The 12,503-nt window shown below is 73.2% G+C and carries 16 protein-coding genes; 11 read left to right on the top strand and 5 right to left on the bottom strand.

The window, feature by feature from the left end; all coding sequences use genetic code 11:
* Nucleotides 1–14: 14 nt before the first annotated feature.
* The 3 genes from E7Z53_RS02195 to E7Z53_RS02185 all read left to right on the top strand — a co-directional run bounded on the left by E7Z53_RS02195 (nt 15) and on the right by E7Z53_RS02185 (nt 1,957).
* Nucleotides 15–1,151: a Gfo/Idh/MocA family protein gene (locus E7Z53_RS02195; RefSeq protein WP_176337073.1), complete on the top strand. Its 1,137-nt coding sequence runs from the start codon at nt 15–17 to the stop codon at nt 1,149–1,151.
* A gap of 63 nt (nt 1,152–1,214) precedes the next feature.
* Nucleotides 1,215–1,559, top strand: a complete 345-nt coding sequence (locus tag E7Z53_RS02190; protein ID WP_017834994.1) for a nuclear transport factor 2 family protein — start codon at nt 1,215–1,217, stop codon at nt 1,557–1,559.
* Between the two features lie 35 nt (nt 1,560–1,594).
* Nucleotides 1,595–1,957, top strand: coding sequence for a YciI family protein (locus tag E7Z53_RS02185; RefSeq protein ID WP_035924466.1), 363 nt, complete (start codon nt 1,595–1,597; stop codon nt 1,955–1,957).
* Nucleotides 1,958–1,979: 22 nt separating this feature from the next.
* On the opposite strand, the gene E7Z53_RS02180 is transcribed toward E7Z53_RS02185, so the two are convergent.
* Nucleotides 1,980–2,864 (bottom strand): hypothetical protein, encoded by an 885-nt coding sequence (locus E7Z53_RS02180; protein ID WP_176337072.1) that lies wholly within the window; start codon nt 2,862–2,864, stop codon nt 1,980–1,982.
* Between the two features lie 147 nt (nt 2,865–3,011).
* Here E7Z53_RS02180 and E7Z53_RS02175 point away from each other — a divergent pair, with 147 nt between their 5' ends.
* The 5 genes from E7Z53_RS02175 (at nt 3,012) to E7Z53_RS02155 (ending at nt 6,466) form a co-directional block, all read left to right on the top strand.
* Complete coding sequence (locus E7Z53_RS02175) at nt 3,012–3,560, top strand: CueP family metal-binding protein (protein WP_035924472.1); 549 nt, start codon at nt 3,012–3,014, stop codon at nt 3,558–3,560.
* 26 nt (nt 3,561–3,586) lie between these two features.
* Entirely contained in the window at nt 3,587–4,498 is a 912-nt protein-coding gene (locus E7Z53_RS02170; RefSeq protein ID WP_052132782.1) for an alpha/beta hydrolase, read from the top strand.
* Nucleotides 4,499–4,556: 58 nt separating this feature from the next.
* Nucleotides 4,557–5,654 (top strand): FAD-dependent oxidoreductase, encoded by a 1,098-nt coding sequence (locus E7Z53_RS02165; protein WP_035924474.1) that lies wholly within the window; start codon nt 4,557–4,559, stop codon nt 5,652–5,654.
* A gap of 25 nt (nt 5,655–5,679) precedes the next feature.
* Complete coding sequence (locus E7Z53_RS02160) at nt 5,680–6,255, top strand: NADPH-dependent FMN reductase (protein WP_035924477.1); 576 nt, start codon at nt 5,680–5,682, stop codon at nt 6,253–6,255.
* A gap of 70 nt (nt 6,256–6,325) precedes the next feature.
* Nucleotides 6,326–6,466, top strand: coding sequence for a hypothetical protein (locus E7Z53_RS02155; protein ID WP_017834987.1), 141 nt, complete (start codon nt 6,326–6,328; stop codon nt 6,464–6,466).
* A gap of 24 nt (nt 6,467–6,490) precedes the next feature.
* On the opposite strand, the gene E7Z53_RS02150 is transcribed toward E7Z53_RS02155, so the two are convergent.
* The 3 genes from E7Z53_RS02150 to E7Z53_RS02140 all read right to left on the bottom strand — a co-directional run bounded on the left by E7Z53_RS02150 (nt 6,491) and on the right by E7Z53_RS02140 (nt 9,041).
* Nucleotides 6,491–7,981, bottom strand: a complete 1,491-nt coding sequence (locus tag E7Z53_RS02150; RefSeq protein ID WP_176337071.1) for an NCS1 family nucleobase:cation symporter-1 — start codon at nt 7,979–7,981, stop codon at nt 6,491–6,493.
* 184 nt (nt 7,982–8,165) lie between these two features.
* Complete coding sequence (locus tag E7Z53_RS02145) at nt 8,166–8,483, bottom strand: hypothetical protein (RefSeq protein WP_160291626.1); 318 nt, start codon at nt 8,481–8,483, stop codon at nt 8,166–8,168.
* A gap of 60 nt (nt 8,484–8,543) precedes the next feature.
* A complete protein-coding gene (locus tag E7Z53_RS02140) occupies nt 8,544–9,041 on the bottom strand; it encodes a DedA family protein (protein ID WP_035924487.1) in 498 nt (165 codons plus the stop codon).
* A gap of 190 nt (nt 9,042–9,231) precedes the next feature.
* Between E7Z53_RS02140 and E7Z53_RS02135 the strand changes: the two genes are divergently transcribed.
* Nucleotides 9,232–9,612, top strand: a complete 381-nt coding sequence (locus E7Z53_RS02135; RefSeq protein ID WP_176337070.1) for a hypothetical protein — start codon at nt 9,232–9,234, stop codon at nt 9,610–9,612.
* A 10-nt stretch (nt 9,613–9,622) separates the two neighbouring features.
* On the opposite strand, the gene E7Z53_RS02130 is transcribed toward E7Z53_RS02135, so the two are convergent.
* Nucleotides 9,623–10,219 carry a LysE/ArgO family amino acid transporter gene (locus tag E7Z53_RS02130; RefSeq protein WP_031283834.1) on the bottom strand — a complete coding sequence of 199 codons (597 nt, stop codon included), beginning with the start codon at nt 10,217–10,219 and terminating at the stop codon, nt 9,623–9,625.
* 70 nt (nt 10,220–10,289) lie between these two features.
* Between E7Z53_RS02130 and E7Z53_RS02125 the strand changes: the two genes are divergently transcribed.
* Together E7Z53_RS02125 and E7Z53_RS02120 are read left to right on the top strand one after the other, a co-directional pair.
* A complete protein-coding gene (locus E7Z53_RS02125; RefSeq protein WP_176337069.1) occupies nt 10,290–11,198 on the top strand; it encodes a LysR family transcriptional regulator ArgP in 909 nt (302 codons plus the stop codon).
* A 122-nt stretch (nt 11,199–11,320) separates the two neighbouring features.
* Nucleotides 11,321–12,460, top strand: a complete 1,140-nt coding sequence (locus E7Z53_RS02120) for an MBL fold metallo-hydrolase (RefSeq protein ID WP_176337068.1) — start codon at nt 11,321–11,323, stop codon at nt 12,458–12,460.
* The last annotated feature ends 43 nt before the right edge of the window (nt 12,461–12,503 follow it).

Below are 12,503 nucleotides of genomic sequence, written 5' to 3'. Positions count from 1 at the left end.
CGAAGGATGCCCCCATGACCTCTCCCCGGACCGCCCCCTCGACGAACGGCCCCGTGCGCTACGCGGTGGTCGGGCTCGGCCAGATCTCCCAGCAGGCGTTCCTGCCCGCCATGGCCCGGGCCGGCAGCTCCGTGCTGGCGGCCCTGGTCACCGGCACCCCGGACAAGGCCCGGGAGCTCGCGGCCGAGTACGGCGTGCCCGCGTACTCCTACGAGGACTACCCCGCGCTGCTGGCCTCCGGCGACGTGGACGCGGTCTATGTGGCCACGCCCGTGTTCCGGCACCGCGAGTTCGCCGAGCCGGCGCTCGAGGCGGGCGTCCACGTGCTGGTGGAGAAGCCGATGGAGACGTCCGTGGAGGACTGCCGGGCGATGATCGACGCCGCCGCGCGCGGCGGGGCCCGGCTGATGGTCGCGTACCGGCTGCACCACGAGCCCGGCACGCTCGAGCTGATCACCCGGGTCCGGGACGAGGGGCTGGTGGGCGACCCCCGGCTGTTCACCGCCGTCTTCACCCAGGACATCGACGAGGCCAACCACCGCGGGCACTCCGGGTACTGGGGCGGGCCCATCCCGGACATGGGCAGCTACCCCCTCAACGCGGTGCGCCACCTGTTCGCGGCCGAGCCCCTCGAGGTCCACGCGATGGGGGTGCGGACCCCGGGGCGCGGCTTCGACTTCGACGACACCGTGGCGGTGACGCTGCGCTTCCCCGGGCAGCGGGTGGCGCAGTTCACCATCAGCTACGCGGGCGAGGCCACCGAGCAGTTCACGGTGGTGGGCACCGGGGGCGTGGTCGCGGCGCAGCCGTGCTTCGGCTTCGGCCCCGAGGTGGGCATCAGCTGGACCGTGACCCGTGACGGGCGCAGCGAGACCCGTGCCCACGACCCGGTGGAGCAGTTCGCGGGCCAGACCGAGTACTTCTCGGACTGCATCCTCACCGGCACCGATCCCGAGGCCGGCGGGGAGGAGGGGCTGATGGACATCCGGGTGCACGAGGCGGTGCTCACCTCCCTCGAGACGGGCCGGACCGTGCGCCTGGAGCCCGCGGACCGCGCGGTGCGCCCCGTCGCGGAGCAGGCCCGGACCCTGCCGCCCGTGACGGAGCCCGGCGACGACGAGCTGGTGGCCCAGGTCCCGCAGAACGGCTGAGCCCCGGCCGGCGGACCGGGCCCGGTGCTTGTCCCGCACCCCGCCCGGGAGTAGCTTGCGGGCATGACCAGCAGCAGCACGGACGTCGTCCGGCGGCTCTTCGCCGCCTACCTCGCGCAGGACGAGGCGGCGGCCCGCGGGCTCGTCGGGGACGGGTTCCGGTTCACGTCCCCGCAGGACGACCACATCGACCGGGCCGCGTACTTCGAGCGGTGCTTCCCCACGGCGCAGCGGGTCTCCCGGCAGGACCTGCTCCAGGTGGTCGAGGCGGAACCCGGCCTGGTGCTCGTCCGGTACGAGTACGAGCTCCGGACCGGGGGGACCTTCCGGAACATGGAGGCGATCACCGTGCGCGACGGGCAGGTGGTGGACGCCCAGGTCTATTTCGGCGGGCCGCCGCGACCGTAGACTCCGAGGACCATCCGACGCCCAGGAGGCTCGCCATGAAGCACTACCTGCTCAGCATCGAACAGCCCGACGGCGGACCGGCGGCCCCGGAGGTCCTCGAGCCCGTGATGCGGGACGTCGCCGCGTTCAACGAGGAGCTCAGGGCGGCCGGGGCGTGGGTCTTCGCCGGGGGCCTGGACCGGGCGGAGGCGTCCGTCGTCGTGCGCTTCCACGGCGAGGACGTGGTGACCACGGACGGTCCGTACGAGCGCGAGGACGAGCACGCCGGGGGCATCTGCATCGTGGCCGCCCCGGACTACGACGCCGCCATCGAGTGGGGCCGCAAGCTGGCGCAGGCGACCACGCTCCCGGTGGAGGTGCGCGAGTTCCAGGGCGAGCCGGAGGAGCACCTGGCGTAGGGCCCGCCCCGGTCCCGGCGGCTCACCGGCCGATCTGCTCGGCCTGCGCCTCCCACGCGGCGTGCGCGTCCCGCGGCCGGGCCGGCCGGCGGGTCTCCCGCAGCGCCCGGAGCGCGGCGTTGCGCTCGCGCGCCAGGGAGTCCGCGGCGGCCCGGGCGGCCGCGTCCTCGCGGACCTGGGCGCGGACGGCGGTGATGGTGCCCATGATGGCCTCGACGCCCTGCGAACCGCCCGCCAGGTAGGCGGCCCGGACCTCCCGGTCCGGGTGGTACAGGTAGCGGTCGTCGATCTGGCCGCGGTGGGTGTCGAACTCCTCGTCGGTCAGCTCCGAGAGCATGGCGGCCACCCGGTCCAGGCGGGCCTCGACCTCCCCGTGCAGGGGCGTCCTGGCGGCGGCGTCCCGGACGGACCACAGGGCCTGGCCGTGCCGCCGCAGCCGGGTCGCGTCCCAGTCCGCGTGCGGGACCTCGGCCAGCCGGACGGCGATGAAGCTCGCGTCCCCGTGCCGCTGCTGCGGCGGCAGGACGCCGAGCTGCCAGCGGATCCACGCGGTGCGCATGTCCTCCGCGGCCGTCAGCCGGGCCTGCTCGGCGGTCCTCACGATCGACTTCCCGCTGTTCTTCCGGGGGCTCTTGCCCGGAATCCTCGCGGTGGCCCTGCAGGCCGTCCGCGCACCGGACGCGGCAGGGCTTCGCGACGTGCCGTGCAGCCGCTCCCGCGCGCGCTCCGTCAGGGAGCGGGCGAACTCCCGCACGAACATGCCGAGCAGCCACAGGACGGCCCCGGCCAGCAGGAGGAGAAGGATCGTGCCCAGGTTGACGAGGACGAACGAGACCACCGACAGGACCACCGCCCCGGCGATCAGGAGCACGATCCCGGAGACGTCGTTGTTCTCGGTGTTCTGCACGGCGGATCCTCCCGAACCCCTCACACCACTGGACATCCACTCTAGCCGCCGGGGCGGGATCTGTGACCGGTCCCACAGGAAACTCCCGGCATCCCGGGGCGGCCGCGGAGGGGCCGGCGACAGGGGCCGCCCCGATATCATGGACCCATGCGATCCGCCGTGCTGTCCGTGTCCGCCGCCGTCCTCCTCCTCGTCTCCGGCTGCGCCGGCGGGGGCTCCGAGCAGGACGACCTGCTCCGGGCGCACGGGCTCGAGGGCGCGAGCACGCAGGAGGTCGTCGAGCAGCTGGACCGCACGCACGAGGACCGCGACGCCGGGCTCGCCGGCTCCGTGACCTACGACGAGGTGGTCCTCGACGACGGCACCGCCGAGACGACCCTGCCCATGCCGGAGGACCGCTTCTACCTGGCGGTCGCCCCGTATGCCACCACGACCCACGAGTGCTTCTTCCACAGCCTCTCCGGGTGCCAGGGCGAGCTCGTGGGCGAGGACTTCGACGTGCGGATCACCGACGGCTCCGGGGCCGTGCTCGTGGACGAGAGCGTGACCAGCTACGAGAACGGGTTCGTGGGCTTCTGGCTGCCCAAGGACATCACCGGCACGCTCGAGATCAGCTCGGAGCGGGGCCGGGCGGTCCAGGAGTTCGAGACCTCCCCGGACAGCCCGACCTGCCTCACCACCCTCCAGCTGGCCTGAGCCCGGCGCGAAGGAAGGGTGACCGGATGAGCATCAGCATGGCCCTGACCTCCCAGGCGGTCCGGCTGCGGGCGCGCCTGCAGCCGTGGACCCCGGTGGAGCAGCTGCACGGGCGCCGGTACCCGGAGCCGGCCAGGATCCCCGCCGACCTGCGGCGCTCGCACGCCGTGGAGCGCACCGAGGTGGCCGGGCGCCCGCTGCTGCGCCTGACCCCGCGCGCCGGGGCGGACGGGTCCCACCTGATCTACCTGCACGGCGGGGCGTTCGTGAACCCGCTGCTGCCGGCGCACTGGTGGATCGTCCGCGAGCTCGTGAAGGACACCGGGACCACGGTCACGGTCCCGCTGTACCGGCTGGCCCCGGAGGGCCACGTGGACGAGGGCTACGACTTCCTCGCCGCGGCCTGGGCGGACCTCGTGGCCCGGCCCGCCGCGGACCGGATCGTGGTGGCGGGGGACTCGGCCGGTGGGTGCCTGGCGATCGGGCTGGCCATGCGCCTGCGGGACGCCGGGCAGCGGATGCCCGACCACGTGGTGGGCTTCTCCCCGGCGGTGGACGTCTCCGCCACGCACCCGGCCGTGCGGGAGATCGATCCGCACGACCCCATGCTGAGCACCGACCGGGTGGTGCCCATGGCCGCGGCCTGGGCGCGGGACCGCGAGCTCACCGACCCGCTGGTCAGCCCGCTCTACGGGGACGTGGCCGGGCTGCCGCCGGTGCACGTGGTCCAGGGCGGCAAGGACATCCTGGCCGCCGACGTCCTGGCCTTCGCGCGGGACCTGGCGCGGGCAGGCAACCCGGGGAAGCTGATCTACGAGCCCGGCGCCTTCCACGTCTACGTGGGCGCCTGGTGGACGCCGGAGGCCCGGCGGGCGGTCCGGCACGTGCGCTCCCTGCTCGGGGAGCACGCCCCGGCGGCGGGGCGGGCCCAGGAATAGCTCGGCACCCCCGGCCGTTCCCTGATTGGTGATACATCAACCAAAAAGGGGAGCGGGCATGAAGGTCGTGGTCATCGGGGCGGGACAGGCCGGGCTGTCGGCGGCCCACCACCTGCGGCGCCGGGGACTGGTCCCCGAGGAGGACTTCGTGGTCCTCGACGCCAATCCCGGCCCCGGGGGAGCGTGGCGGCACCGCTGGCCCTCGCTCACCTTCGGCGGCGCCCACGGGATCCACGACCTGCCCGGGCTGCCCCTCGGGGTGCCGGACCCGGCCGAGCCGGCCTCCGCCGTCGTCGCGCGCTACTACGGCGAGTACGAGCGCCGCTTCGCGCTGCCGGTCCACCGTCCCGTCGCGGTGCGGCGGGTCGAGGCGGCGTCCGACGACGGGCTGCTCGAGGTGGTCACGGACACCGGCACCTGGCGGACGGAGCTGGTGATCAACGGCACCGGCACCTGGGACCGCCCCCACTGGCCGTACTACCCCGGGCGGGAGTCCTTCCGCGGGCGGCAGCTGCACACCCACGACTTCCGCTCGGCGGAGGACTTCCGCGGCCGGCACGTGGTGGTCGTGGGCGGCGGCACCTCGGCCGTGCAGTTCCTGCTCCAGCTCGCCGCGGCGGGCGCCACCACCACGTGGGTCACCCGCCGGCCCCCGCGCTTCACGGACCGGGAGTTCGACCCGGACTGGGGGCGGGACGTCGAGCGCCGGGTCGACGAGCGGACCCGCGCGGGCCTGCCGACGGCCAGCGTGGTCTCGGCCACCGGGCTGCCCCTGACCGCCCAGTACCGGGCCGGGATCGAAGCCGGGATCCTCGTCTCGGCCGGGCCGCTGGGGGCGGTGACGCCCGAGGGCGTCCGGCTCGCCGACGGCCGGGAGGTTCGGGCGGACGCGATCCTGTGGGCCACCGGCTTCCGGCCCGCCCTGGACCACCTGGCACCCCTGGGGCTGCGCGAACCCGGCGGCGGCATCCTGATGGACGGGGTGCGCGTGCTCCGGGATCCGCGGGTGCTGCTGGTCGGCTACGGCGCCTCGGCCTCGACCCTCGGCGCCACCCGCGCGGGGCGGGCGGCCGCCCGCGAGGCCGTGCGGCTGCTGTCCGCGGCTCCGGACGGGAAGCAGCGGCCCGCAGCACGTGTTGGCACTGTCAGCACCTGATCCGAGACCCTCGGGAGGGACCGCCATGGTCCGCATCGGCATCATCCTCGGCAGCACCCGGCCGAACCGCAACGGCGGGGACGTGGCCCGCTGGGTCCTCGCCCACGCCTCCGGGCGCGGCGACGCCCAGTTCGAGCTCCTCGACCTGCGGGAGCACCCCCTGCCGCACTTCGACGAGCCGGTGCCGCCCTCGGCCGGGAAGTACCAGAACGAGCACACCAGGCGGTGGGCGGCCACGATCGATCGCTTCGACGGCTTCGTGGTGGTCACCCCCGAGTACAACCACGGCGCGCCCGGGGTGCTGAAGAACGCCTTCGACTACCTCTACGCCGAGTGGAACAACAAGGCCGTGGGCTTCGTCTCCTACGGCACCGCCGGCGGCGTGCGCGCCGTGGAGCAGCTGCGGCAGGTGGCCGGGGAGCTGCAGCTGGCCGACGTGCGCCAGCAGGTGTCGCTGTCCCTGCGCACCGACTTCGAGCACTACCGCACCTTCGCCCCGGCCGAGCACCACCGGCGCTCGCTGGCCACGATGCTGGACCAGGTCGTGGCCTGGTCCACCGCCCTCGCGCCGCTGCGCGCCCCGGCGGAGGACGCCGGCTGAGCAGGGCGCCGTCGTAGTCTGGGGAGACCGCGCCGATGCGGCGCACGCCATCCCGACGAAGGAGCACCCCGTGAGCGAGCAGCCCACCTCCAGCCCGGACCCCATCGAGGACGCCGCCTCCAACGACGACGCCGACATGACCACCGAGATGACCCCGATCCCGCACGAGCACGGGGACGCCAAGAACGAGGAGTCCGAGCAGCGGGACTGAGCCCGTCCCCCGGCCCTCTGGGGCTCAGAGGTCGTCGGCCGAGGTCCGCACCACGATCTTCCGCATGGCCAGCCAGTGAAACAGCCCGCCGAGGGCCGCACCGATCACCCAGGCGAAGCCGCTGAGCTGCGCCAGCTGCGGCAACCACACGGCCAGGACCGAGAACACCGCGGCTGTGGCGAACGCGACCACTGCGCGCCGGTTCCAGCCGCGGGTGAACCAGTAGGCGCCCTGCGGGTCGGCCGAGTACAGGTCGTGCAGGTGCAGCCGCTGCTTCCGCACCACGTAGTAGTCGGCCACGATGATCCCGTACAGCGGCGCCAGTACCGCGCCCAGGGTGTCCACGAACGCCGGCAGCCCGATGGTCGAGATCACCGCGACCCACAGCGCCCCGATGACGAAGCCCGCCGCCGCCGTTATCGTGCCCGCGGTGCGGAACGAGATCCTCGCCGGGCTGATGTTGGACAGCGAGTAGGACGGCGGGATGAAGTTCGCGACGACGTTGATGCCCAGCGTCGCCAGCAGGAACGTCACCGCGGCGAGGACCGTGAGCGCGGTGTTGTCCACGAGCCCGACGATCTCCGCGGGGTTGGTCAGCGGCTCGCCCTCGCCGTCCTGGTAGAGCAGGTACGCCCCGGCCGTGATGAACACCGACAGGAACGTGAACAGGGCGAGGCTCAGCGGCAGGCCGGTGAGATTGCCGAGGCGCATGGCCCGCTCGGTGCGGACGTTGCGGGCGAAGTCCCCGAAGTTGATCACCACGGCGGCGAAGTAGGCGATCATCGTGCCGGTCACCCCCGCGAACGCAGAGACCGCAGCCCAGCCCGTGACCTCCGAGGAGGAGAAGACCGTTCCGACCGCCCGCGGCAGCGCGGAGCCCAGTTGCACCCAGATTGCCACCAGGAGGGCGATCATCACGAGATAGACCGCGGGGCCCACCACGTTGAGGAAGGTGGCGATCCGCTCGATGCCGCCGAGGAACAGTGCCACCTGCAGGACGGAGGCCAGCACGTAGGAGAACCACGCGACCCCGTCCATCCCGAGGAGCAGCGGGCCGCCGGGGGAGTCGAGCAGGGCGTTGAGGGCGAGCGCGATGGCGGTCGAGGCGAAGTAGGTCTGCGCCCCGTACCAGAAGACGGCGACGACGGCGCGGACGATCGCGGGGAACTGTGCCCCGCGCACACCCATCGAGGCCCGGGCCAGCACCGGGTAGGGGAAGCCGTACTTCACGCTCGGCCGGCCGCTGAGGTCCACGAGCACCTTGATGATGAACCCGGCCAGCAGGATCGCGGCGAACACGAACCAGCCGTTGATGCCCGCCGTGATGAACAGGCTCGCCGCGAGGGTGTAGCCGGCGAGGCTCTGGATGTCGTTGGACCACACGTTGAAGACGGCGAACCATCCCCACGTGCGCCGTGATGCCGGCAGGGGCGCGAGGTCCTCGTTGTGCAGGGACGGATCGGGGTTGCGGACGGTCAGGTCGGCGTCCCCGAGATCGTGCTGCTGGGCGGTCATGGCCGTCGCTCTCCCGCGCCGGTGAGCCGGCACGTCTGCCGTGGCGCGGGGCGGTGCCCCGCGCCGTGTCCGTGGGATGCATGGCACCCCGTCGATGACGGCAAAGGTATGAAACACGCATTGCAGCGACGTTTCGTGACGGGACGTGTCGTCCCGCGGCGGTGGAGCGCGGTGACCGCTGCGGTTAGGCGGCCGTTCCGAAGAGCGAGGCGCGAAGAGCGGACAGGGGCGGGGCGTGCTCGGCCAGCTCCTGGAGGTAGCCCAGGTCGTCCAGGTCGCCCAGGGCGGCCGCGAGCTCCGCGCAGGTGAGCTGGGCGTCCTCGGCGACGACCTCGAGGGCGGGGGCCTCAGCGGCCGTGACGTGCTCGGCCAGGGCGTCGAGGACGACGACGGCGTCGACGCTGACGTGCTCGTCGTGGATGGCCTCGACGAGCAGCCGCTCGGCGGCGTAGACGGGCGCGGCGAACATGTGGGGAACGGGGGACTGCATCGGTGACATCACTGCCGGAACACTACCCCCGGTTCATAAGAATTCTCTGAGACCGGACGGCGGGCCGGGGGGTCACCGGGAGATCGGCAGGTCCTCGTCGCGGCGATCGCGGCGGGCCCGGCGTCGCGCGCGGATCCTGTGGCCGAGCAGCAGGAGGAGCACAGCGACGACGAGCGGCGCGACCACCCACGGCTGCTCCAGCCACGCCCAGACGACCGCCATGCCCACGGTGCCGTAGATGACGCCCCAGATGAGGGTGCCCACGAGCATCGCGGGGATCCAGCGGCGCAGGGGCATGCCCGTGACGGCCGTGGTGAGGATGACGGCGGTCTGCAGGCCCACGGTCAGGAAGCAGGCCGGGACGGCCAGGACGCCCCAGCGGTGCACGAGCCGCTGGGCCCGCCGGTAGACGGCGGTGTCCATGAGCTCGCGGACGCGGTCGGAGCGCCGGCTCCCGCCGGTGGCGGCGGCGCGGCCCAGGGCGAAGATGGTGGTGGTCCGCACGACGGCCCCGGCCCAGAAGAACAGAATCGCGGCCCCGAGGGGGAGGGACTCCAGCCAGGCCTGCACCCGTCCAGTCTAGGGAGCAAGCCTGACAACCGCTGACGACAGGGTGTCACTCCGGCACGAGGTGTGCCCGCCCGGGTGGCGCGGATCCGGCCGGCAGAGGGTCTCCTCCGGTCCTGCCGTGCCGCCCGGGGGTACTCTCGCCGTACGGCCGGCCCGCTCCGGAGGCCGGAGCCCCGACCGAGGAGGACGCATGAGCGTGGAGATCGACGAGCGCGGGACCGTGACCGCCGACGGGCGCCCCGTGGACTACGCGACGGCCTACGCCTGGTGCGTCGACTCGCCCGAGACGATCACCGAGCTCGTCCACGACACGAAGGCGTTCGCCACGGTGATCGCCGCCGCCGAGCACGCCGGTCCCGAGGAGCAGGCCGAGGCCGTCCGGCAGGCCTTCGCCGCCGGGACGCCCCGGGAGCCCGGCGCCTCCTGGACCGAGGCGGCGTCGGCGGAGCCGATGACCGAGGAGCCGGCCGCCGAGGAGCCCACGACCGAGGAGCCGTTGACCCAGGAGCCGCCGCTTACCGGGGAGCCTGCCGCCGAGGAGTCGGTCACCGAGGAGCCGGCCGCGGGCTGAGACCGCGGGATCAGCCCCGCACCAGGTTGACGGCCAGGGCGAGCATCACCACGCCGATCACCAGGTCCACCACCCGCCAGGTGCGCGGGCTGCTGAGCACCCCGGACAGCGCCCGGGCGCCGTAGCCCAGGGCGGAGAACCACACCACGCTGCCCACCACGGCACCGAGGGCGAAGATCCACCGGGCGTCGGTTCCGTGCTGGTTGGCGAGGCTGCCCAGCAGCACCACGGTGTCGAGGTAGACGTGGGGGTTCAGGTAGGTCAGGGCCAGTGTGGTGGCGATGACCGATCCGCGGGAGCGCGGGGCCTCGGCGGTCAAGGAGGACGGCTTCAGGGCCGAGGCGAAGGACCGCACGGCCCACCACGTCAGGTAGGCGGCCCCGCCCCACCGCAGCACGTCCAGGGCCTCCGGGAACCGGGAGACCAGCGCCCCGATCCCGGCCGTGCCGCCGAGGATCAGCACCGCGTCGCTGACCGCGCACAGTGCCACCACCACCCCCACGTGCTCGCGGCGGATGCCCTGCCGCAGCACGAACGCGTTCTGCGCGCCGAGGGCGACGATCAGCGCCAGCCCGCTCATCAGCCCGGTACCCCAGATGCTCCACATGGCCTCGACGGTAGCCAGCTCTCGCGATGCAGACAAACGAAAGAATTGACGGGTGCGTTAGCTTTGCTTCATGAACTTCGAGCATCTGCGCGCCCTGACCGCGATCGTCGACGAGGGCACCTTCGAGGCCGCAGCGGACGCCCTGGGGATCACCCCGTCGGCCGTCAGCCAGCGGATCAAGGCCCTGGAGGCCTCCGTGGGCCAGGTCGTGGTGCGCCGCGGCGCGCCCTGCACTCCCACCGAGGCCGGGGCCGTGCTGCTGCGCACCGCCCGCCAGGTGCAGGTGCTCGAGGCGGAGGCCCTGCACTCCCTCGGCCACGGGGTCTCCTCCCGGACGGTGACCCCGGTGGCCGTCAACGCCGACTCCCTGGCCACCTGGTTCGTGCCCGTCCTGCAGGAGGCCGCCGGCTGGTCGGACACCACCCTGGACCTGCACGTGGAGGACCAGGACCACAGCAGCCGGCTCCTGCGCCAGGGGGACGTCATCGGCGCCGTCACCGGCGACCCCGCCCCCGTGAGCGGGTGCCGGCTCGAGCGGCTGGGCTTCATGCGCTACGTCCCGGTCGCCACCCCCGCCCTGCGCCGGCGGTTCACCACCGAGGCCGGCGTCGACTGGGCGGACATGCCGGTGCTCCGGTTCAACGCCAAGGACGACCTGCAGCTGCGCGCACTGCGCGCCCGCGGCGTCGACCGGTCCCCGCCCACCCACACCGTCCCGTCCGCCGAGGGCTTCCTCGCCGCCGTCCGGGCGGGTCTGGGCTGGGGCATGCTCCCGGAGCTGCAGCTGGGCACGGACCTCGCCGACGGGTCCCTGGAGCTGCTCGAGGACCACGCGCACCACGACGTCGCCCTCTACTGGCAGAGCTGGGCCCTGGACTCCGAGCGGCTGCACCGCATCACCGAGTGCGTCCGCCGGGTCGGCCGGGAGCACCTGCGCGCCACGGCGCAGGACGGGCCCGGGGCCGGCCCGCCGGCGTAGGGCCCCCGGCCGGTCAGCGCGCTCGTGGTGCGGGGAAGGGGCCGGTGCTCGACCGCCTGTTGAACAGACGGTCTGCGGACTAGTGTGATGTGCGTCTCGTTGCAGCCTGCCCAGGAGTCCTGATGTCCTCTCGAGAACGTCCCGTGTCGCGTCGTACGGTGCTCGGCGGTCTCGCCGCTGCCGGTGCTGTTCCCCTGCTCGCGCCGGCCCCCGTGGCTGCGGCGGCGGCCGGCACGCCGTTGCGTTCCGATGCACGGACTAAGATCGTCCTCCTGGGCACCAGCGGCGGCCCGGGCTGGGGCGCCACCGAGCCGCCGCGCACGGGCATCGCCAGCGCGCTGGTCGTCGGTGACCGCTACTACCTCGTGGACACCGGCGAGGGCGTCGGATTCCGGCTCATGGACGCCGAGCTCGGGAACTGGCAGGCCAGGGCCGCGCTGAGCGATCTGCGCGCAATCTTCCTCACCCACCTGCACTCGGACCACATCAACGACCTGTCGAACATCCTCAGCCTGGGCGCCTACAACGGTCTGGTGGCCGCGGACCGACCTGTCCCGGTGTGGGGCCCCGGCAACCGCGGGATCCTGCCGCCGAAGACCGGCACCCATCCGATGCCGCCCATCACCGCCCCCGACAACCCCACCCCGGGCACCGCGGAGATGGTCGGGCTGCTCGTGCGTGCCTTCGCCACGGACTTCAACGATCGCGCCATCGACGGCGGCATGCCCGCTCCGCAGGACATGTTCGCCGGTCACGACATCCCGCTGCCGGAGCGTCTCCTCGACGACCCGAACGGCGATCCGCACCCGCGGATGAAGCCGGTGGTCTTCTACGAGGACGACCGGGTGAAGGTCTCCGCGACCCTGGTCCAGCATGCTCCGGTCTTCCCCTCCTTCGCCTTCCGCTTCGACACCGAGGACGGCAGCGTCGTCTTCTCCGGCGACACCGGACCCAGCGAGAACCTCGTCCGGATGGCACGGGGCGCGGATGTGCTGGTGCACGAGGTGATCGCCACCGAATGGGCGGCCCAGCGCTATCCGGAACCTCGCAGTTCCGAGGACGAAGCGGCTTTCCAGCACCTCATCAAGTCCCACACCCCTGTCGAAGAGGTGGGCGCCATCGCCGAGAAGGCCGGCTTCCCGACGCTCGTGCTCAACCACTTCGTGCCCGGCAGCTGGCCGCTCGAGAAGTGGCAGGCGGCGCAGCAGGGGTACAGCGGTCGGCTGATCGTCGGGGCCGACCTGGACGAGATCGGTCTGTAGCCGCCTCCCACGCGTTCCTCCGGGCGCTCCTGGTACTCCCGGA

The sequence above is a fragment of the Kocuria salina genome (genome assembly GCF_013368965.1).
GTDB lineage: Bacteria > Actinomycetota > Actinomycetes > Actinomycetales > Micrococcaceae > Kocuria > Kocuria rosea.
Note: the sequence above shows the minus strand (reverse complement) of the source record. Positions and strands in the feature narration are given on the sequence as shown.